Consider the following 20,970-nt stretch of genomic DNA (forward strand, 5'->3'; position numbering starts at 1 on the left):
AAAATCAGTTGCACACTTATTAAATAAAGGAAGTGACTTCTGTGTCAGTTAAGGAGCAAAAAGTAAAAGAGAAATTTAAAAAAATATCTTCACAAACTCAGCCTAAACCTAATATGTTAAAAAACTGTATAAATGCTTTCATTATAGGCGGGCTTATTTGTGATGTAGGACAATTTTTTAATAATTTTTTTTTAAATATTGGCATACCAAAAGATGATTTGGGAACGTATGTATCTATTGTTATGGTTTTTATAGGGGCACTACTTACAGGAATAGGGGTATATGATAAAATAGCTAATCATGCTGGAGCCGGTACAGTAGTTCCAATAACTGGCTTTGCAAACTCTATAGTTTCACCAGCTATGGAGTTTAAAAAAGAAGGATATATATTTGGAGTAGCAGCTAAAATGTTTATTATAGCGGGTCCGGTGCTTGTATATGGAATAAGCTCATCAGTAGTAGTGGGCATTATTTATTTTATTATGCAAAAGATATGAGAGGGAGAGGATCTTCTTGAATAAAAAAATAGGTAAACATACTGTAAGATTAGAAAGTAAACCTAGAATAATTTCTGTTACAAGTGTAGTAGGACCTAAAGAAGGAGAAGGGAATCTAAAGGATTATTTTGATATAATCTTAAGAGATGATTTAAATGGTAAGGAAAGCTTTGAAAAAGCAGAAAGTGATATGATGTATACAGCTGTACTGGAAAGTATAAAAAAAGCAAGACTTACAGAAGAACAAATAGATTTTTTGTTAGCTGGTGATCTATTAAATCAACTTACATCATCTAGTTTTGCTGCCAGAGGCATGAACATACCTTTTCTAGGGTTATATGGTGCGTGTTCAACCATGACTGAATCCCTAGGTGTTGCAGCTATGATTATGGATGGAGGTTTTGCAAATTATGTGGTTGCAGCTACATCATCCCACTTTGCAGCTGCAGAGAGACAGTTTAGATATCCATTAGAATTTGGCAATCAAAGACCACCTACCGCTCAGTGGACAGTAACAGGTGCAGGTGCTATGGTCTTAGGGAAAGAAGGGAATTACCCTTATATTACTCATGTTACAATAGGAAAGGTTAAGGATTATGGAATAAATGATCCGAATAATATGGGAGCAGCAATGGCTCCGGCAGCAGTTTCAACAATATATCAACATTTTAATGATACAAAGAGAACTCCCAATTACTATGATTTAATAGTTACTGGAGATTTAGGCAAATACGGAAAGGAAATTACTGAAAAGTTATTAAAGGAATATGGCTATAATATAAGAGAAAATTATATAGATTGTGGAGAAGAAATATTTGATTGTGAAACCCAAGGAACAAATGCAGGAGGAAGTGGATGTGGATGTTCTGCAGTAGTTTATACAGGATATATATATAAAAATATGCTAAGTGGAAAATTTAAAAGAGTTTTATTAATTTCTACAGGAGCGTTACTAAGTACTACATCCTCTCTTCAAGGTGAAAGTATACCAGGTATTGCTCATGCAGTATCTATAGAATATGGAAAGATAGGAGAGAAAAAATGAGAGGTTACTTAATGTCCTTTGTAGTAGGAGGAATGATTTGTGTTATAGCACAAATACTTATGGATAAAACAAAACTTACACCGGCAAGAATTTTAGTAAGTTTTGTAACCTTGGGTGTAATATTGGGGGCATTAAATATATATGATTATGTAGTTAAGATCGGTATGGCTGGTGCTACAATTCCCCTACCTGGGTTTGGATATTCTCTTGCCAAGGCCACTATAAAAGAAGTAGAAAGCAAAGGTTTGATAGGGGCGTTTACAGGAGGAATAAAAGGGGCTGCGGGAGGTATAACAGCAGCTATAATATTTGGGTATATAATGGCATTGCTATTTAATCCAAAAACAAAAGAGTAAAAATTTAACCCAGTGCTTCAAAAGAGCTGGGTTAAGTTTTAAAAAATAAAATTAATTTTCAATAACATTATTTTTTTTATTTGGTTTTTTAATATTTGTGTTATTGTCAGTGTTAGTGTTTGGACTGTTTGCATCATCTTGATCCGTATTGATATTATCCGTTTCTGTGTTATTTTCATTAGAATTTGCATTATCATTTTTATTCTTGTCTTTGTTGTCTGTGTTAATAGTATTATTTTCATTAGAATTAGGAGTATCACCTTTAAAAGGCTTCAATAAGTTATCAATAATAGAGTCATTAGTACGATAGGAGTGAGAAAGATTACAGTAATCAGTTGGTATAGTGCCGTCTATAAATAGCTCACTATAGGTTTTATTGCCAGTTGGGTCACTATAGCAGGCAGAAGTCGGTAACTTGCCAGAATCTTCACACACCACAGCACTTACAACACCTTCAGGTATGTCAATATCTTTTGGCTGTAGGTTCTCGTGAAGCGGCGCCATTATAGATGCCCACACACCAGCAGCAGTATTACTATAAATACCATTAATTATGGAGTTGTCATCATATCCTAACCATACAGCAGCAGAGTAATAAGGGGTAAGACCGGAAAACCATAAGTCTTTTTGCTCTCCTGAGGTACCAGTTTTTCCTCTAACCGGCATATCACCAAAGTTTGCGTTAGGCCCTGTACCGGAAGGACTAACAGGTCCTTTTAATAAATCATACATTATATAAGCAGTTTCAGGAGAAAATACTTTTCTTGTTTGAGTTTTATTTTCTAATAAAACTCTTCCGTTTCTATCTACTACTTTTCGATAAAGCTTTGGAGAAGTGTATAAGCCATTATTTGCAAAGACTCCATATGCGGCAGCTATATTTAATGGATAGGTACCATTTGTAAGCTGACCAAGAGAAAGTGCAGCAATACTTTGTTTATCGGTAGCATTTAAATTAAGTCCAAGCTTTTCAGAATATTCAGCTCCAGTTTTTAAACCTATTTGATTTTCTAGGCTCACAGCTACTGTATTTAAAGAATGCATTAAACCAGTTCTTAAAGTTACACTCTCACCATATAGACCATACTCTCTACTATCATTATAAGGATACTGCCTACCACCTTGGCCATATAATTTGGCTATATTATCTGGAAGAGGAGCATCTTTTATATCAGTAGCAGCAGTTACTTGTTTTGAGTCTATTGCAGGCCCATAAACTGTTAGCGGCTTTATAGCGGAGCCCGGACGTCTAGGAAAAGCCTTTATGCCACTAACTTCAGTAGCTCTATTAAAAGATAGAGCATCTTGAGTTCCTCTTCCACCAATAATTACTTTTACTTCACCTGAGTGGTAATCCATTATTACAGCAGAAGCCTGAAGTGGTATTATTTTACCATCCTTATCTTTTTTAGATTTATTCTGCAATGTACTATCATTATTTAATAGTTTTTGTGTGTTATCCTGTGCATCTTTGTCCATAGTAGTATATATTTTTAATCCGCCATACATAAGTAAATGTTGAACCTCTGTATCGCTATAATGGTATTCTTGTTTTAAGTCTCTTTTAACTTGGTCGATAGCTGGAAGAGAGAATGCTTCATAACTAAGTCTACTATTAGTATCTAGTTGAAGTTGAAAAGTAAGTTTATTGCTATTTAAATCATTTAATGCGCTGTTATACTGGTCTTGAGATATATACCCATTTTCATACATTTTCATTAATACAGTTTGAGTTCTATTTATATAAGATGATGAATTTTTTTTAGTTACTGCAGAGAAGGATGCAGATGGACTTTGGGTTACACCAGCAATAAAAGCACATTCTATTAGGTTTAAATCCTTAGCTTTTTTACTAAAGTACTGCTGAGAGGCAGCTTCAACTCCATTAGCTCTACCGCCTAGAAATATGGTATTCATATAGGCTTCTAATATCTGATCCTTTGTTAAATACTTTTCTAACTTAAGGGCTAAATATATCTCTTGTAGTTTCCTCTTAATTGACACTTCAGATGATAAAAGTGTATTTTTTAAAAGTTGTTGGGTTATTGTTGAGGCACCTTGTAGTGTTGATTGACCTTTTAATTTGCTTTTTATGTCTATTAATATTACACCACTTATTCTTTTTAAATCTATCCCATTATGTTCGTAAAATCTTTCGTCTTCAATACTTACAAAAGCGTTTCTTAAGTCTTCGGGCATATCTTTAGATGTAATTACCGTTCTTTGATCATGCGTAACTACCACATCCATAAATTGATCTTTATCATTATATAAAACAGATGTTTCATTCAAAGTTAAAATTTGATTCACATCTAGGTCTGGTGCGTTTTTTATTATAGCTAAAACCACCCCAAATGATGCTACCAATGATAATATAAATAAACTTAATATAGTAATCAGCGTAATTTTCAAAGCTTTATTAGGAGCTTTTTTGCGCTTTTTAACCATAATTGTCCTCCTTGTTTTTATTCAGCAATTAACTAATTTTAAACTATTATAACATAAATGAAAGGGTTAATAAAATATATATGAAAATTTGAAAGATAAAGAACAGAGATTCAAGTTTTGCTCTACATTTAAAAATAAAAGCCTGTTAGAAAAAAAGCATTTTCTAACAGGCTGAGAGTATTAGATTAAGTGAATAAAACTAAGAATATGATTATTTTTCTTCCCAATTAAACACATAAGGTACATTTCTATAGTAATCACCATAGTTTAGTCCGTATCCAACAACAAATACATCAGGAATTTCAAAACAACAAAAATCTGGCTTTATATCTATCTTTCTTCTTTCAGGTTTATCTAAGAGAACACAACATTTAACACTAGATGCACCTAGCTCTTTAACATGTTTTTTTACAAAATCCATTGTTATTCCAGTATCTACTATATCATCTACAATAAGAACATCATATCCCTTTATATCATCAGGAATATCATTTACAACTTTTACAGATCCAGAGGATTCTTCTGAATGGCCATAACTTGAAGTTGTCATAAATCCTATTTTAACAGGAACGCTTAGTTCTCTTACTAAGTCTGCCGCAAATATAAAACTTCCTCGTAAAAGTGAAAGAACGTATAAGTTTTTTCCTTCATAGGATTTACTAATTTCTTTACCAAGTTCTTGTATCCTTTTAGAAATTTTCTCTTGATTTATTAATATATTTCTTGATTTTTCCTCCATCAACAGTCCTCCAACCATATATATTTACAACAACGACTTTATAGTATAAAATTATATGAAAGTTGTCAAGTGAAGAGAGTATTTGGAAAAATATAAAGTTATGTATTTAAATTGTAAAATACTTGAATATATAATATTTAAAACTTTTCCACATATATTAATATATTATATGGAAAATTAACTATATGAACTAATGTGATTATTTGTTTTTTATTTAGTTATTATAAATTTATTCAAAATAAACTGTGGAGATGATTTTATGGTATATGGAAATATAGAAGGTGTAAAAAATTTTATTCTAGAAAAGTTAAATGGGGTTTATGATATTAGAGTTCCTAGAGACAGTATTTGTACTGAGGAATTAATAAGTATAATTTCAGAAGCAACAATATATTTAAATAGGGAAGTTAGTGTTGCGGTTAACAGAAAAGGAACGGTGGTTGCTGTAGCTGTAGGCGATAGTAGTACAGTAGAAATGCCAGAAATAGATGTTAAAGAAAAAAAGCTATGTGGAGTTAGGATAATACATACTCATCCAAATGGAAATTCAAGGCTTTCTGCTATAGATATGTCTGCTTTATTAAAGCTTAAACTAGATTGCATAGCAGCAATAGGAGTTTGCGATAAGGGATGTACGGATATTACATTAGGCTTCTGTAGTATAGAAAATGATATACTTGTTGGCGAAATGACTAGACCTCTATCTATTGATCAGACTATTCAATACAATATATTAGATAAAGTAAAATATATTGAAAATCTACTTAAAAATGAAGATATTATAGATGATGATAGTGAAAGAGCAGTGCTTGTAGGTGTAGACGATGAAGAGAGCATAGATGAACTTGCAGAACTTGCTAAAGCATGTAATGTAAAGGTTGTAGAAAAAGTGTTACAAAAAAGATCTTCAATAGATACTGCTTTTTATGTAGGAAAAGGCAAGGTAGAGGAAATAGGGCTGCTAAGGCAGGCTTGTGGTGCAAATGTAGTTATATTTGACGATGAGCTTTCTGCTTCACAAGTAAGAAACTTAGAAGAAAATATAGGAGCAAAAGTTATAGATAGAACTACATTAATACTTGAAATATTCGCGAGGAGAGCAAGAAGTAGAGAATCTAAAATACAGGTAGAATTGGCTCAGTTGAAATATAGGTTGCCAAGACTGTCTGGACTGGGTACTGTTCTGTCTAGAACTGGTGGAGGAATTGGAACCAGAGGACCTGGAGAGAAAAAACTTGAGGTAGATAAAAGACATATAAGAGAAAAAATATATGATCTTATGAGGGAACTAAAAAAGATAAAGTTAGTTAGAGAAACTCAGAGAGAGAGAAGAAATAATATACCAAAGGTATCTTTAGTGGGATACACAAATGCTGGCAAATCTACTCTAAGAAATAAATTGTGTGAAATAGCTATGCCAAAAGAAACTGCTCAAAAAGAAAAGGTATTTGAAGCTGATATGCTCTTTGCTACATTGGATATAACAACTAGAGCTATAGAGTTACCGGATAGCAGAACTATTACTGTGACAGACACTGTAGGATTTATAAAAAAGCTTCCACACGACCTAGTAGAAGCCTTTAAATCAACTCTGGAAGAAGTCACATATGCTGACTTGCTTTTACATGTTGTAGATGCATCATCAAGCACTGCGGAAGAACAAATAGATGCGGTTAACAATGTTTTGATGCAACTTGGAGTAAAAGATAAACCAACCATGCTAGTTCTAAACAAAATAGACCGTGCTTCTGAAGAGCATATAAAAAGTATTCAAGAAAAGTATAGTAACATAAATACTATAAGCATTTCTGCTAAGCAGGAGATTAATATAGACTTATTATTAGATGAAGTATCTAAATTACTGCCATATACAATGAAGAAGGCAGAATATATTGTGCCTTATAACGAGCAATCTATAGTAGCTTTTCTTCACAGAAATGCGAAGGTAGAAAGTGAAGAATATAAAGATGAGGGAACTTATATTTCTGCAATAGTAGATGATGAAGTATATAATAAATGTGAAAGGTATATGATAAAATAGAGAATAAGTTCATAAAGAGGATGTGAAAAAATGGCAAAAATATGTCCTTTGTGCAATAAAATAAAAGACACAGATGCAAAATGTAAAGATTGTGGTAGCTTAATGATAAATATGGGAAGGGTTCAAGATTATTCAGATCCATATGGGCCTCAAGATCCCATAAATGATGCCGACAACTATTGTATACATTTATTCAAATGTGAGAATTGTGGAATTACAGAAAGTAGTAAAGTATATAAAATCAATATTTAGATATTGAAAGAAATCATTCATCCTTGCAACTTTAGTATTGTAATTATACTTATATAAGTATATAATATAAAAAAATTCAATGTTCATTTAATTCTTATTAGTTAAAAAAAAGGGGGAAAATTAAAAATATGGAGAGGACTATCTTGCAATATCAAAAGGCTTTTAATAGTATAATTGAAAGAATGAAGTCCAATGATTCAGTGCTAGCAGTTATGGTTTTTGGAAGTATGGTTACTGGTGATTTGTGGGACGAATCAGATATAGATATGTTTGTTATATTAGATAAAAAAAGCTCAGACATAGAAAATATATATATGGAAGAAAAAGATATACCTGTACATGTTAAACTTATGAGCAAAAGCAAGTTCCTGCAACTTCATGAAGAAGACTTAAGAGGGGGGTTTATTCATAGAATATTTGCATCATCAAGACTTGTATTTTCAAAGGATAGAGAAGTTACCGCTAGATACGACAATGGAAGGTATTATCCAGACCTAGATAGGGAAAGATGGAATATGGTTTATCTAGGCAATTTATTAAAAAATATGGGGCTAAGTAGAAAGTATCTACAAAATGACGGGATATACACTGCTCATTCTGCAGCGGTAAGATCTGTAGAAGAATTTGCAAGATTATATATAAATTCCTCAGGATATATGATAAGTAAAGATGCAATGACTATGGCAATGAATTTAAATGATAACTTTAGAAAATGTGTAGATGATTTATTTTTTAACAAGAAAAATATAGAAGAAGCTATAAATGATACTCTTGCTTACTTGCAAAAAAACATAGACTCATCAATTAGGAACTTAACAAATGTTTTAATTAATTATATGAGAGAAAAAGATAGCTTTTTAAGTGCTGAAGATATTAAGAGAGATAAATTATTTTATAGTTACGATATAAATATGGAAGAGATATTGAACAAGCTTTGGTTAAAGGACTTAATAAAAAGAGAAACTAGAGATTACAAAGATGAGAAGGGTAAAATCTTATTTAAGGAAAATGTTTATTTTATCTAGAAAATTTATTATGAGTGTAGTTTGCGAACTTAAGTTTTAGTAACACTAAATTTAAGTTCGTTTATTTTTTGAATATCCCTAAGTTAAAATAATCAAAGGGGAGAGGTGAGAGGGATGAATAAGTATTTCATAAGTTTATTAGAAGAGGAAACTCCTAAATACATTATAATTACTAGGCATATAAAAAAATTAATAGATGCAAATAAAATAGAAGATGGGGAAAGGTTGCCTTCCATAAGAGGTCTTGCAGAGTTTCTAGATGTAAATAATGTAACTATAGTTAATGCTTATAAAAAGCTTCAAAGTGAAGGATATGCAGTTCAAAAAATAGGGAGTGGTACTTATGCCAAGAGAAAAGATATAAGTAAAAATTTTAAGAAAGAATATTCAGAGGTGTTAAAAAAGATATCTTCAAAAGCATTATACGAATATATAGACTTTACCGGGGAAACTCCTAATAATGCATTCTTTGATATAGGTGCTTTCAAAAATGTGATAAATGAGGTACTTGATAGGGATGGTGCAGAAGCTCTTGTATATCAAGAAGCACTAGGGTATGAAGGGTTGAGGGAAAGTATTAGTGAAGTTTTTTGGGCAAATAAAGTTAATAGTGATGATGTTTTAATAGTATCGGGAGCTCAGCAGGGAATAGATATAGTATCTAAAGCACTTATAAATACAAATGATAGTGTTATAATTGAAAGGCCAACCTATAGTGGCGCTCTCTCTGTTTTTAAATCCAGAAGAGCAGATATTTTTGAAGTGCCTATGGAAAGTGGTGGAGTTGATGTAGAAAGATTCGAAAAAATACTAAAAAAGAATAAGATCAAATGTTTCTACACTATGAGTTATTTTCAAAATCCTACGGGTATGTCCTATACTACTGAAAAGAAAAAGCAGATTTTAAGATTAGCACAAATTTATGATTTTTATATTATAGAAGATGACTATTTATCAGAGTTAATTTATGATAAAGATATAGAATATAGAAGTTTCAAAAGTCTTGATGAGAACGATAGGGTAATATATATAAAAAGTTTTTCAAAAATATTCCTTCCTGGAATAAGAATCGGATATCTAATATCTCCAATAAAATTTAAGGATAGTATTCAAAATTCTAAGATTAATACAGATATATCCACTTCCAGCCTAATGCAGAGAGCACTAGATTTATATATTAAACAGGGATTTTGGAAAGATTACATAAGTAATCTAAATAACTTATATAAAGACAGATATTTATTTACAGAAAAATGTTTAAAAGAATTTTTGGGGAAAAAAGTAGATTTTATAAGTCCTGGTGGGGGATTGCATTTTTATTTGAAAATAAGAGATTGTATTAAAGTAGACTCTATCAATCTTTTTAGAATGGCGAAAAATAGAAATGTACTAATTACTCCAGGAACATTATTTTATAAAAATCCATCAGATGGAAGACAGTATTTTAAAATGGGGTTTTCTAAAACAAATGAAAATAACATAAGGGAAGGAGTAGAGGTACTAGGGCATCTAATGGAATGAATTTTGTCAGATGAGATTTGAAACCTCATCTGCTTCAAGTTTCTACTTCGTGGAAAAGAGGTGATTTGTCTGAGCTTAAAAGGAATGATAAATATAAATTGGAGTGACATAATTAGTTATAGTGATGAAGATATAACATATTTTTTGTTTCTTGAGGGAAAATCAATTGAAAGTTTATGCAGAATTAGGAATTTAAATAAGGAAACTATTCAAAAGCATGTATTAGATGGTAAAATAAAATATGGTATACTGGCTAAAAGTAATGATGAAGAAGAGCTTTTTCAGGTTATATCTAAATCTGGTAAACAGGATAAAATAGAAGCTCTAAGATACCTAAATGACTTGAATAAAAGCAAGCTAGTTCAATTTATAAGGGATAACTATGCTGATATGAAAACTAAAGATAAAGAAAATGCAGTGTGGATATTGGGGGAAATTGGAGATAAAACAGTATTAGATATTCTAATTAAGGCATCAGTTCATAATCATGTGAATGTAAGGCGCATGGCGGTTTCAGCTGTAGGGAAAATTGGAGAAAAAGATATGGAAAAAATAGCTATTAGAGCATTAGAAGATCAAAATCCCCAGGTAGTTATGTATGCTATAAAAGCTTTAATAAAAATAAAAAGTGAGAATGCCATGGAAAAAATAAAAGAAGTTTATAAAAAAACTGAGAAAGATTATATAAAAAGAACAGCAGAAGAATACTTTTCAGAGGTAGGGGAGGTGTGATATAAGTGGGGTATTTTACAATAAAGGATGAGGTAAGTGCTCAGTTTGAAGAAAAAAAATCGGTTTTTATTGGACATATTAAAAGAATTTATAATGAGGATGAGGCTAAAGAATTTATAAATAAAATAAAAAGTGAACACAGAGAAGCAAGGCATAATGTTTATGCCTATGTTATTGGTGAAAATATGGGAATACAGAGGTATAGCGATGATGGAGAACCGCAGGGAACAGGCGGTATACCTGTTTTGGAAGTTATAAAAAAGAATGAAATAACCGATGTTGTGGTAGTAGTTACAAGATACTTTGGTGGAATTTTACTGGGAAAGGGTGGGCTTGTAAGAGCATATTCAAAGGGTGCTGCATTAGCTGTAAGTGAGGGAGGAATTGTAGAAAAGGTCAAAGGATTAATAATAGATATTATAATAGATTATGATATGTTAGGTAAAGTTCAATACTTATTTGAACAAAACCTATGGCATACAGAAAATATTGATTATACAGATAAGGTTAAAATTACAATGTACTGTCCAAAAGATGTAGTTGAGGTTCTACAAAGTAACACAGTAGAAACTACAAATGGTAAATGTGAAATTATTATAGGCGATGAGAATTATTATTTTAAGTTAGAAAATAGATTGTTTAAAGAAGAATAGATAACCCCATTTTTGCCATATTAATATTTGTATTTACAAGGTTTTGTATGATATAATAATTTAGGCATTTTTCCAACCATAAATAATAAGGACTCTAAAACTACATATGAAGTGAAACTTGAATCAGATGGGTCTGATTCTTAGCTGAACCAATCCAGGGACGTAGACGGTCTTTACTCACATTTTGAACAAAATAGGAGTATTAGAGCGGGTAGTCATCAGATCAAGTAGTTGTATTAGATTTTTAATAATTAGCAAAAATAATATATAAACCATAAGTTAGGGGGAAATTAATATGTCAGGACATTCAAAGTGGCATAATATACAAGCCAAAAAAGGTAAAACGGATGCTAAAAGAGGTAAAATTTTTACTAAAATAGGAAAAGAACTAGCTATGGCATCTAAAAATGGAGGATCAAATCCAGACACAAATAGCAAATTAAGAGATGTAATAGCAAAAGCTAAGGCTAACAATATGCCTCAAGACACAATAACAAGAGCAATTAAAAAAGGCGCAGGCGAAATGGAAGGATTAAACTATGAAGAGATAGTTTACGAAGGATATGGACCAAGTGGAGTTGCAGTTATAGTAAAAACTTTAACTGATAACAAAAATAGAACAGCAGGTAATGTAAGAGCTGCCTTCACAAAACAAGGCGGAAACTTAGGTTCAACTGGCTGTGTTTCTTTCATGTTCCAAAGTAAGGGTCAAATCATTATTGAAAAACAAGATGGCATGGATGAAGATGAAATCATGATGCAAGCTTTAGATGCTGGCGCAGAAGATTTCGATGCTCAAGAAGAAGTATTTGAAATAACTACTACTCCAGAAGACTTTGGTACAGTTAGAGAAGCTTTAGAAGGAGCAGGACTTGAGTTCCTATCAGCTGAAATAACAATGATACCAGATACTATGTCTGAAGTAGATATGGAAACAGCAGTAAAGGTTCAAAAGCTTATCGATAAGCTTGAAGATGATGACGACGTTCAGGACGTTTACCACAACGCTGAGTTCCCAGAAGGCTTTGAAGAATAGGGGCTTCGAGGGAATTTATATACCTAATTAAGAACACTTTTAATATAGACATACGTCTGTATTGGAGGTGTTTTTTATTTTTTAACTGTATTTGTATTTAATTGTATAATTTAATCATAAGTTATTACGGGATAGTAATTTATGATAGTGCAAGCCAAAGGGGGATGTCAAATGAAAAATAAATATAATCATATTTTTAATGCTGTTAATAAAGTTTTATTAATGATTTTGGGTTCAGTTCTTGCGTCAATAGGTCTGGAAATATTCCTAATACCAAATAATATAATAGATGGTGGAATAACAGGCATATCAATAATGGCAAGTTATATAACCAATCTTTCATTAGGAATCTTTATACTTATACTAAATATACCTTTCCTAATTGTTGGTTATAAGCAAATAGGAAAAACATTTGCTCTCTCAACATTGTTTTCAGTAATATGTTTGTCAATTGGTGTATCAATTTTACACCCAGTTTCTAGTATAACCCAAGATACACTGTTGGCAACTATATTTGGTGGTATTATACTTGGAGCAGGTGTAGGATTGATTATAAAAAATGGTGGTTCATTAGACGGGACTGAAATTATTGCAATTATACTAGATAAAAGAAGTGGCTTCTCTATCGGAGAAATCGTAATGTTCTTTAACTTGTTTATATTAGGTGCTTCAGGCTTAATATTTGGATGGGATAGAGCAATGTACTCTCTAATGGCGTACTTTATTGCATTTAAGACTATAGATATTACTATTGAGGGGTTAGATGAGTCAAAAGCAGTAATTATTGTATCTGAAAAAAACAAGGATATTTCTGAAGCGTTAACGGATAGACTTGGAAGAGGGGTTACATTATTACATGGGGAAGGTGCTTATAAAGGTGAAGCAACAAATGTCATATATGTTGTTGTATCACGTTTAGAGATTGCTAAATTAAAAGGTATTGTACATGGGTTTGATGAAAATGCATTAGTTACTATTGCAAGTGTTGAGGCTTCAGGGAAAAGATATGGAAAGAAAGCAATTCATTAAGGTCAATAGGTTTAGGGTTGAAGAATATAGCTGTATATAATATGTATTTAATAAAAAATATAATAAAACGTGAATAATGTTGCGAGTTGATGTCCATAATATTTCTAAGGAGGGATATTATGGATGAAAGAAAAGCTAGGACTATTTTATTAGTTATTTTAACTATTGCAATTTTTAGTTTAAGTTTTTATGTATGTGTAAATAAATTGAAGGTGACAAATATAAAAGATAACAAGGATCAATTTAATAGCACTAATTCAGTAGCACCGGATGGTTTAACAGTACATTCGAATTTAGATGATGTAGTATCAGCTAATGCAAATTTAGTATTTAAAGTAAAGTACATTAAAAGCGGGGAAGTTGTAACAGAAAAAGAGGAAAAAGCAGAGAATTTGTCTGGAAAGAAAAAAAATGAAGTTGATGAAATATATAAGAATGAAGGATATAAAGTAGAGAATATAACTTCATCAGAGGTAGTTTTAATAAGAGAAGTAGATAAGTATGCACCGAATAAATATGTACTTGGAATAAAGGATGGACGCATTGCCATATATAAAACAGATAAAGACGGAAACATGTTTATAGAAAATGATGAAAGAGATTTAACGGACATAAAGACTGATAAGCTTAAAGAAGCAGATATACAGCTCTTAACGAAAGGTGACAAATACTTTCAGTGTGATACAAGAGAAGATGCAGAATCACGCCTTGAAGACTATGAATAATAGCCTTCAAGGTGTTTTTGCGTTACTTGAATTAAGTTTATTAAAATGGTAAAGTAGTATATGTTATAGATGGCACATAGTTAATATCTAGTATAGTACTATAATAGGTGAAAAAAGCAGAATTGAAAATTTGTAAATTCGGAGGAATTTTATGTATGAATATATAAAGGGAACTTATGCTGGCATGAATAAGGATTACATAGTAGTTGAAAATAATGGCATAGGATATAAGATACATACTTCAGGAAGTACACTTGCTCAGATTCCAAAGATAGACGAAGAAATAAAACTTTATTTACAGCAAATTGTAAGAGAAGATTTTATTGGGTTGTATGGATTTCTGACTACTGAAGAACTTAATATGTTTAAACTTCTTTTAACTATAAATGGAGTAGGGGCAAAAGCGGCATTATCTCTTTTATCAATAAGTAATGTGAATAACTTAAAATATGCCATTTTATCTAGTGATGAAAAAACAATAACAAGAGCACCGGGTATAGGAAAAAAGATGGCTCAAAGGATTATTTTAGAGCTTAAGGATAAAATAAAGCCAGATGAACTTGTGGCAATTGGTGGCGAAGAAATTTTATCAGAAGAAAATACGGGAAATGTTTTAGAGGCTTTAGAAGCACTTATTGCACTAGGCTATACAGAAAAAGAAGCTCAAAAAGTTCTAGATTCTGTTAACAAAAGTGATACTTTAGAAAATATAATTAAAAACTCATTAAGGCTTTTAATGAATTAAGAATAGGTGGTAATGGTTATGGAGAATAGAATAGTTACACCTTTAAATATAGAAGAAGATGGAGATCATGAATATAGTTTAAGACCCAAAAAAATAAGTGAATACATTGGACAAAGAAAGGTTAAAGATAAACTTAAAATTTTTATAGAAGCAGCAAAGAAGAGAAAAGAAGCCTTAGACCATGTATTGCTATATGGTCCACCAGGTCTTGGAAAAACTACTTTAGCAAATATAATAGCAATGGAGATGGGTGGAACCTTAAAGGTTACCTCTGGCCCAGCAATAGAAAGAGCAGGGGATTTAGCAGCAATTCTTACAGGTCTTAATGATTATGATGTTCTATTCATTGATGAAATTCATAGATTAAATAGAAATGTTGAAGAAATACTTTATCCAGCTATGGAAGATTATGCTTTAGATATTGTCATTGGAAAGGGTGCTTCTGCAAAATCTATAAGGCTTGATTTACCTAAATTTACTCTTATCGGGGCTACTACAAGGGTTGGACTTTTAACATCACCTTTAAGAGATAGATTCGGAGTTTTATGTCCAATGGAGTTTTATGAAGATGATGAACTTAAAGAAATTATGGTAAGATCTGCGAAGATATTTAATGTGCCAATAACAGAAGATGCAGCTTGTGAGATAGGCAGAAGATCTAGAGGAACTCCAAGAATAGCCAACAGGCTATTGAAGAGGGTCAGGGATTATTCAGACGTTAAGGGAACAGGAATAATAGATATTCACACAGCCCAAGCGGCCTTAGAACTTTTAGATGTTGATAAAGAAGGCTTTGATAGTATAGATAATAAGATATTAACAGCCATAATTGACAATTTTAATGGAGGACCAGTAGGTCTTGAAACTCTCTCCTATTTTATTGGAGAGGAATTAGACACTATTCAAGATGTATATGAACCATATTTGCTGCAAAAAGGATTTATTATAAGGACACCGAGGGGAAGAGTCGCATCTGATAGTGCCTATAAGCATCTAAATAGAAGTAAAAAATTAGGTAAACAAACAGTAGAACAATATTCAATATTTGAAAAAGAAGATATGTAACATCGGTTATTGATTTATTTTAGGAATGATGATTTAAGTCAATGCTAATGTTAGATACTCGTACTACAGATGAAATGGAGAGTGGAAAGTTTTGAAGGTTACTGACTTTGATTTTAATTTGCCAGAAGAGCTAATCGCTCAACATCCTATGGAAAAAAGGGATGAAGCAAGATTAATGGTAATGAATAAAGAAAATGGTGAAATTGAACATAAGGTGTTTAAGGATATAATTGATTATTTGGAACCAGGAGATTGTATTGTGCTAAATGATACAAGGGTACTTCCAGCAAGGCTTATAGGAAGTAAAGAAGGAACTGGTGGTAAAATAGAATTTTTACTTCTAAAGAGAGTAGATAAAGATACTTGGGAGACTCTAGTTAAACCAGGAAAAAGAGCACAAATAGGAACTAGATTTGTATTTGGAGATGGAGAACTTAAAGCCGAGGTAATTGGTCTAGGTGAGGAAGGAAGCAGAATAGTTAAGTTTGAATATGAGGGTATATTCGAAGAAGTGCTAGATAAGCTTGGACAGATGCCTTTGCCGCCATATATAACAGAAAGACTTGAAGATAAAGAAATGTATCAAACAGTTTATTCAAGGGAACAAGGTTCAGCTGCAGCACCTACAGCAGGGCTCCATTTTACAAAGGAGTTACTAGAAAAGATAGAAGGAAAAGGTGTAAGTATAGCCTTTTTAACTCTACATGTTGGTTTGGGAACTTTTAGACCTGTTAAAGTAGAAAATATAGAGGAACATAACATGCATGCAGAATACTATTGTATGTCAAAAGCAACTGCTGATATAATAAATAAAACAAAGGAAAATGGGAAAAATGTAATTGCAGTGGGAACAACTTCCTGTAGAACCTTAGAAACTATTGGTGATGAAAGTGGTAAAGTAAGAGAACAGTCAGGATGGACTGATATATTTATATTTCCAGGATATAAATATAAAGTTGTAGATAAATTAATCACAAATTTTCATCTTCCGCAATCAACATTAATAATGCTTGTAAGTGCTTTAGCTGGAAAAGAAAATGTAATGAATGCCTATGAAACAGCAGTACGTGAAAAGTATAAATTTTTTAGTTTTGGAGATGCAATGTTTGTGAAGTGAAACTTGAATCAGATGGTACATTAGACTCCATCTGATTCTTAGTTGAACGAATCCAGGGATGTAGCCGCTCTTTATTCCATGTTAAGCAGAGAGCCCAAATCTATGATTTGGTGCGAATCGCTTACTCCTCTGACGTAAGAAAGAGGAGTTTCATATAAAGATGGAATATTAGAGCGGGTAGTCATCGGAAAAATAAATGTTAATTAAAAGGAGCGTTCAGATGTACAAATTACTTAAGAAGTGTGGAAATGCTAGAAGGGGAGAGTTTACAACTCCTCATGGAGTAGTTCAAACTCCAGTTTTTATGAATGTGGGAACTTTAGCAGCCATAAAAGGGGCTGTATCTAGTATAGATTTAGAGGAAATTGGTTGTCAGGTGGAACTTTCCAATACATATCACCTACATTTAAGACCAGGTGATGAAGTGGTAAGAAAAATGGGTGGATTACATAAATTTATGAATTGGAGCAGACCTATTTTAACAGACTCAGGTGGATTTCAAGTTTTTTCATTGTCAAAAATGAGAAAAATCAAAGAAGAGGGAGTTTATTTTAGTTCACATATAGATGGAAGAAAAATATTTATGGGACCAGAAGAAAGTATGAGAATACAGAGCAATTTAGCTTCTACAATAGCTATGGCTTTTGATGAATGTATACCAAATCCATCACCAAGAGAATATGTTGAAGATTCTGTGGCTAGAACAACTAGGTGGCTATATAGATGTAAAGATGAATTAAACAGATTAAATTCCTTACCTGATACTATAAATAATAAGCAGATGCTTTTTGGAATAAATCAGGGGGGAATTTATGAAGATATAAGAATAGAACATGCTAAAACTATAGCTAAATTAGATTTAGATGGATATGCTATTGGAGGTTTAGCAGTTGGAGAAACTCATGAGGAGATGTACAGAATAATAGATGCAGTGGCTCCTCACCTTCCGCAGGATAAACCAATATACCTTATGGGAGTTGGTATACCAAGTAATATATTAGAAGCGGTAGACAGGGGGGTAGATTTCTTCGATTGTGTACTTCCTGCAAGAAATGGAAGACACGGACATGTCTTTACTAAGGATGGTAAAATAAATTTAATGAATGCAAAATTCGAACTTGATGCAAACCCAATAGATGAAGGTTGTCAGTGTCCTGCATGCAAACATTACTCAAGAGCTTATATAAGGCATTTATTTAAGGCTAAAGAATTGCTTGCAATGAGACTTTGTGTGCTTCACAATTTATATTTTTATAATAACCTTATGAAGGAAATAAGAGAAGCAATTGATGGGGATTACTTCCAAGATTATAAAAAACAGAAACTAGAACAATGGGGTGGAAGGGCCTAGATTCAAAAGTTTTCTTATTGTAAGTTAAACTTAAAAAGGGAGGTGATTTGAATGCAAATGTTAATCCAATTGTCACCAATAATAGCTATGTTGGCATTTTTCTACTTGGCAATAATTATACCGGAAAGCAGAAGAAAAAAGAAATATAAAGCTATGCTAGATAACCTTAAAGTAAATGATGATATAATGACTAAGGGTGGTATAATAGGAAAGATTATAAACATACAAGAAAGATTTATAATTTTACAAACTGGTCCTGATAAGACTAAAATAAAGCTTGATAAAACTGGAGTATTAAATTTACTATCTCAAGTTGAAACACAGGATAAAAGTGAAAAATCAGTTGCTAAAAAAGAAACATAAAATTTAATCATAAAACACCTTCTTTCTACATAGATACTATTAGATGGGGGGTGTTTTAAAGTGGAAAAAAATAATGGTTATCTTCCTGCAGCGGAAGGAGTACTTAGGGGGTTTATAATAACAGTAGTACTATTGCTTATTTTTGCAGTTGTAATGACATTTACTGAAGTCAGCGAAAAGGCCAGTTCAACATTCTATCTTGTTACAACTATTTTAAGTATAATGTATGGTTCTATATATGCAGTTAGAAAGATAAAAAGGCGAGGTTGGTTGGTTGGTATTATAGTTACTATATTATACTTATTAGTACTGTATATGGTATCGTTAGTATCTGGAAATTCGGCTGTAATTGGTACTGATAGAATTCCGAGAATTTTGTTAGCTATAATTGTTGGAGCTTTATCTGGTATAATTGGAATAAATTTGTAAAATAATAAGGACTAAAAGTTGGTAAGTTGATAGTCATTTAAACTTTATTTTATAAAGGATTTATGTTATAATCAAACGGAAAACTTTAAGAATGGAGGAATTTTATATGAAACATATAAAGACTATAAACAGAACAAATTTAAAAGATAGCTTAAAGAAGCCAGGCTGTAAAGAATGTGCTAACTCATGTCAGTCAGCATGTAAAACTTCTTGCACTGTTGCTAACTTAGCTTGTGAAAATTAATATAATTTAGAGCAGTAACATTATGTTACTGCTTTAAATTTAAATAGATATTTGCAAAGTGAAATTGTTACTTTTGAAATATTAGATAAAACTTCAAGACTTTTAAGGAGGAAAAAAATTTGGCAGATATTCATAAATTTAAACAGGGTGAAGAGTATTACGTAGTAGACATAAACTCAGGAGCAGTACATATAGTAGATGAGTTAGTATATGACCTTTTGGACGATGAGGGGCTAAGAAATATAGAAGACCTCATAGCTGAACTTAAGGACAAGTATACAGAAGATGAAATAAGAGAAGCTTATGGTGAATTGGAAGAATTAATAAAAGAAGAGATACTTTATTCAAAAGACTTATATGAAAGCATAGCATTAGCTTCTGATAACTCAGAATCATTCGTAAAAGCTCTATGTTTAAATATAGCTCATGATTGTAATTTGAGATGTAAGTATTGTTTTGCAGATGAAGGAGAGTACAAGGGCTGTAGAAAGTTGATGACACCTGAAATAGGCAAGAAGGCTATTGATTTTGTTTTAGAAAAATCAGGACCAAGAAAGAATATTGAAATAGACCTATTTGGTGGAGAGCCTTTAATGGCCTTTGATACTATAAAAGAAATCGTAGAGTATGCAAAGGAGAAGCAAAAGCTTCACAATAAAAATATAAGATTTACAATGACAACAAATGCTACATTGTTAAATGATGAAACTATGGACTACCTAGATAAAAATATGGGTAATATAGTTCTAAGTATAGATGGAAGAAAAGATGTAAATGATAAGGTAAGAGTAAGGGTAGACGGAAGCGGTTGTCATGATACTATCATGCCTAAAATTAAGAAAATGGTAGAGATGAGAGATAAATCAAAGCAATATTATGCAAGAGGGACTTTTACAAGAGAAAACACTGACTTTTTTGAGGATGTAAAGTTTTTAGCAAATGAAGGGTTTGATGAAATCTCAATAGAGCCTGTAGTTTTACCAGATGAACATCCTCTTTCATTAAGAGAAGAAGACCTTCCTACTATATTTGAACAGTATGACAAGCTTTATGAAGAGATGCTTAAACGTCATAGAGAGGGTAAAGAATTTAAGTTTTACCATTTCAATATAGATTTACAGGGTGGACCTTGTGTTTATAAGAGAATATCAGGTTGTGGAGCAGGTCATGAGTATGTAGCTATCACTCCAGATGGAGATATATACCCTTGCCATCAGTTTGTAGGTAATGACAGTTTTAAACTAGGTAGCTTAGAAGATAACAGTGAGTTGAATAAAGAAATACCAAAACAATTTAAAGCAGCTCATATATATAATAAACCTGAATGCAAAAAATGTTGGGCAAGATTTTACTGTAGTGGTGGATGCCAAGCTAATAACTATAATTTTAATGGAGATATGAATATTCCTTATCACTTAGGATGTAAGATGCAAAAGAAGAGAATAGAGTGTTCGATTGCGCTCAAAGCAAAAATCATGGAAAAATAGTTTTGTAGAAAATATAGAGCTACAATATTATTGGTAAAGTACCTCAAATTTTGATTAATCTTTTTATTGA

Annotated in this window: 22 protein-coding genes; 20 read left to right on the forward strand and 2 right to left on the reverse strand. The window is 31.9% G+C overall.

Annotated elements, in window-relative coordinates:
• Positions 1–41 precede the first annotated feature (41 nt).
• From spoVAC to spoVAE, 3 genes are read left to right on the forward strand one after another with little or no spacing between them, the layout of a single operon-like run.
• Complete coding sequence (gene spoVAC / locus CLMAG_RS03890; RefSeq protein WP_066618158.1) at positions 42–497, forward strand: stage V sporulation protein AC; 456 nt, start codon at positions 42–44, stop codon at positions 495–497.
• Between the two features lie 16 nt (positions 498–513).
• Positions 514–1,542, forward strand: a complete 1,029-nt coding sequence (gene spoVAD / locus CLMAG_RS03895; RefSeq protein ID WP_066618162.1) for a stage V sporulation protein AD — start codon at positions 514–516, stop codon at positions 1,540–1,542.
• The gene (gene spoVAE / locus CLMAG_RS03900; RefSeq protein ID WP_066618163.1) at positions 1,539–1,898 is read left to right on the forward strand and encodes a stage V sporulation protein AE; all 360 of its coding nucleotides are present in this window, start codon (positions 1,539–1,541) and stop codon (positions 1,896–1,898) included. The genes spoVAD and spoVAE overlap by 4 nt, the downstream gene beginning before the upstream one ends.
• Before the next feature lie 51 nt (positions 1,899–1,949).
• Here spoVAE and CLMAG_RS03905 read toward each other — a convergent pair whose 3' ends face one another.
• Positions 1,950–4,346 carry a transglycosylase domain-containing protein gene (locus CLMAG_RS03905; RefSeq protein ID WP_066618164.1) on the reverse strand — a complete coding sequence of 799 codons (2,397 nt, stop codon included), beginning with the start codon at positions 4,344–4,346 and terminating at the stop codon, positions 1,950–1,952.
• Positions 4,347–4,557: 211 nt separating this feature from the next.
• The gene (gene hpt / locus CLMAG_RS03910) at positions 4,558–5,085 is read right to left on the reverse strand and encodes a hypoxanthine phosphoribosyltransferase (protein ID WP_066618166.1); all 528 of its coding nucleotides are present in this window, start codon (positions 5,083–5,085) and stop codon (positions 4,558–4,560) included.
• 259 nt (positions 5,086–5,344) lie between these two features.
• On the opposite strand from hpt, the gene hflX reads away from it, so the two are divergent.
• From hflX to scfB, 17 genes are all read left to right on the forward strand, one after another.
• The gene (gene hflX, locus CLMAG_RS03915; RefSeq protein WP_066618167.1) at positions 5,345–7,126 is read left to right on the forward strand and encodes a GTPase HflX; all 1,782 of its coding nucleotides are present in this window, start codon (positions 5,345–5,347) and stop codon (positions 7,124–7,126) included.
• A gap of 30 nt (positions 7,127–7,156) precedes the next feature.
• The gene (locus tag CLMAG_RS03920) at positions 7,157–7,378 is read left to right on the forward strand and encodes a hypothetical protein (RefSeq protein ID WP_066618169.1); all 222 of its coding nucleotides are present in this window, start codon (positions 7,157–7,159) and stop codon (positions 7,376–7,378) included.
• Between the two features lie 128 nt (positions 7,379–7,506).
• Complete coding sequence (locus CLMAG_RS03925; RefSeq protein ID WP_066618171.1) at positions 7,507–8,403, forward strand: nucleotidyltransferase domain-containing protein; 897 nt, start codon at positions 7,507–7,509, stop codon at positions 8,401–8,403.
• Between the two features lie 114 nt (positions 8,404–8,517).
• Positions 8,518–9,924, forward strand: a complete 1,407-nt coding sequence (locus CLMAG_RS03930; RefSeq protein WP_066618174.1) for an aminotransferase-like domain-containing protein — start codon at positions 8,518–8,520, stop codon at positions 9,922–9,924.
• Between the two features lie 84 nt (positions 9,925–10,008).
• On the forward strand, positions 10,009–10,656 hold the full coding sequence (locus CLMAG_RS03935; protein ID WP_066618178.1) for a HEAT repeat domain-containing protein: 648 nt from the start codon (positions 10,009–10,011) through the stop codon (positions 10,654–10,656).
• 5 nt (positions 10,657–10,661) lie between these two features.
• Positions 10,662–11,309, forward strand: coding sequence for a YigZ family protein (locus CLMAG_RS03940; RefSeq protein ID WP_066618180.1), 648 nt, complete (start codon positions 10,662–10,664; stop codon positions 11,307–11,309).
• Between the two features lie 295 nt (positions 11,310–11,604).
• Positions 11,605–12,345 carry a YebC/PmpR family DNA-binding transcriptional regulator gene (locus tag CLMAG_RS03945; protein WP_066618182.1) on the forward strand — a complete coding sequence of 247 codons (741 nt, stop codon included), beginning with the start codon at positions 11,605–11,607 and terminating at the stop codon, positions 12,343–12,345.
• Between the two features lie 171 nt (positions 12,346–12,516).
• Positions 12,517–13,374 carry a YitT family protein gene (locus CLMAG_RS03950; protein WP_066618183.1) on the forward strand — a complete coding sequence of 286 codons (858 nt, stop codon included), beginning with the start codon at positions 12,517–12,519 and terminating at the stop codon, positions 13,372–13,374.
• A gap of 119 nt (positions 13,375–13,493) precedes the next feature.
• Positions 13,494–14,099, forward strand: a complete 606-nt coding sequence (locus tag CLMAG_RS03955; RefSeq protein ID WP_066618184.1) for a hypothetical protein — start codon at positions 13,494–13,496, stop codon at positions 14,097–14,099.
• 151 nt (positions 14,100–14,250) lie between these two features.
• Positions 14,251–14,844 carry a Holliday junction branch migration protein RuvA gene (gene ruvA / locus CLMAG_RS03960; protein ID WP_066618186.1) on the forward strand — a complete coding sequence of 198 codons (594 nt, stop codon included), beginning with the start codon at positions 14,251–14,253 and terminating at the stop codon, positions 14,842–14,844.
• 18 nt (positions 14,845–14,862) lie between these two features.
• Positions 14,863–15,909 carry a Holliday junction branch migration DNA helicase RuvB gene (ruvB, locus tag CLMAG_RS03965; protein ID WP_066618188.1) on the forward strand — a complete coding sequence of 349 codons (1,047 nt, stop codon included), beginning with the start codon at positions 14,863–14,865 and terminating at the stop codon, positions 15,907–15,909.
• A gap of 91 nt (positions 15,910–16,000) precedes the next feature.
• Positions 16,001–17,026, forward strand: coding sequence for a tRNA preQ1(34) S-adenosylmethionine ribosyltransferase-isomerase QueA (gene queA, locus CLMAG_RS03970; protein ID WP_066618190.1), 1,026 nt, complete (start codon positions 16,001–16,003; stop codon positions 17,024–17,026).
• 220 nt (positions 17,027–17,246) lie between these two features.
• Complete coding sequence (gene tgt / locus CLMAG_RS03975) at positions 17,247–18,377, forward strand: tRNA guanosine(34) transglycosylase Tgt (protein WP_066618191.1); 1,131 nt, start codon at positions 17,247–17,249, stop codon at positions 18,375–18,377.
• Between the two features lie 51 nt (positions 18,378–18,428).
• Positions 18,429–18,740 carry a preprotein translocase subunit YajC gene (gene yajC / locus CLMAG_RS03980; RefSeq protein WP_066618192.1) on the forward strand — a complete coding sequence of 104 codons (312 nt, stop codon included), beginning with the start codon at positions 18,429–18,431 and terminating at the stop codon, positions 18,738–18,740.
• Between the two features lie 60 nt (positions 18,741–18,800).
• Complete coding sequence (locus CLMAG_RS03985) at positions 18,801–19,169, forward strand: TIGR04086 family membrane protein (protein ID WP_066618195.1); 369 nt, start codon at positions 18,801–18,803, stop codon at positions 19,167–19,169.
• 106 nt (positions 19,170–19,275) lie between these two features.
• A complete protein-coding gene (scfA, locus tag CLMAG_RS03990) occupies positions 19,276–19,413 on the forward strand; it encodes a six-cysteine ranthipeptide SCIFF (protein WP_066618197.1) in 138 nt (45 codons plus the stop codon).
• 119 nt (positions 19,414–19,532) lie between these two features.
• The gene (gene scfB, locus CLMAG_RS03995) at positions 19,533–20,900 is read left to right on the forward strand and encodes a thioether cross-link-forming SCIFF peptide maturase (protein WP_066618200.1); all 1,368 of its coding nucleotides are present in this window, start codon (positions 19,533–19,535) and stop codon (positions 20,898–20,900) included.
• Positions 20,901–20,970 lie beyond the last annotated feature (70 nt).

The organism is Clostridium magnum DSM 2767, from assembly GCF_001623875.1.
Lineage (GTDB): Bacteria > Bacillota > Clostridia > Clostridiales > Clostridiaceae > Clostridium_AM > Clostridium_AM magnum.

Bases quoted from the DNA above. Each gene is read 5' to 3' on its own strand.
- yajC (WP_066618192.1), top strand. From the start codon at position 18,429: ATGCAAATGTTAATCCAATTGTCACCAATAATAGCTATGTTGGCATTT.
- hpt (WP_066618166.1), bottom strand. From the start codon at position 5,085: ATGGAGGAAAAATCAAGAAATATATTAATAAATCAAGAGAAAATTTCT.
- scfA (WP_066618197.1), top strand. From the start codon at position 19,276: ATGAAACATATAAAGACTATAAACAGAACAAATTTAAAAGATAGCTTA.
- CLMAG_RS03905 (WP_066618164.1), bottom strand. From the start codon at position 4,346: ATGGTTAAAAAGCGCAAAAAAGCTCCTAATAAAGCTTTGAAAATTACG.
- spoVAE (WP_066618163.1), top strand. From the start codon at position 1,539: ATGAGAGGTTACTTAATGTCCTTTGTAGTAGGAGGAATGATTTGTGTT.
- tgt (WP_066618191.1), top strand. From the start codon at position 17,247: ATGTACAAATTACTTAAGAAGTGTGGAAATGCTAGAAGGGGAGAGTTT.
- CLMAG_RS03945 (WP_066618182.1), top strand. From the start codon at position 11,605: ATGTCAGGACATTCAAAGTGGCATAATATACAAGCCAAAAAAGGTAAA.
- hflX (WP_066618167.1), top strand. From the start codon at position 5,345: ATGGTATATGGAAATATAGAAGGTGTAAAAAATTTTATTCTAGAAAAG.
- CLMAG_RS03925 (WP_066618171.1), top strand. From the start codon at position 7,507: ATGGAGAGGACTATCTTGCAATATCAAAAGGCTTTTAATAGTATAATT.
- CLMAG_RS03930 (WP_066618174.1), top strand. From the start codon at position 8,518: ATGAATAAGTATTTCATAAGTTTATTAGAAGAGGAAACTCCTAAATAC.
- CLMAG_RS03955 (WP_066618184.1), top strand. From the start codon at position 13,494: ATGGATGAAAGAAAAGCTAGGACTATTTTATTAGTTATTTTAACTATT.
- CLMAG_RS03950 (WP_066618183.1), top strand. From the start codon at position 12,517: ATGAAAAATAAATATAATCATATTTTTAATGCTGTTAATAAAGTTTTA.
- CLMAG_RS03920 (WP_066618169.1), top strand. From the start codon at position 7,157: ATGGCAAAAATATGTCCTTTGTGCAATAAAATAAAAGACACAGATGCA.
- ruvA (WP_066618186.1), top strand. From the start codon at position 14,251: ATGTATGAATATATAAAGGGAACTTATGCTGGCATGAATAAGGATTAC.
- ruvB (WP_066618188.1), top strand. From the start codon at position 14,863: ATGGAGAATAGAATAGTTACACCTTTAAATATAGAAGAAGATGGAGAT.
- CLMAG_RS03935 (WP_066618178.1), top strand. From the start codon at position 10,009: ATGATAAATATAAATTGGAGTGACATAATTAGTTATAGTGATGAAGAT.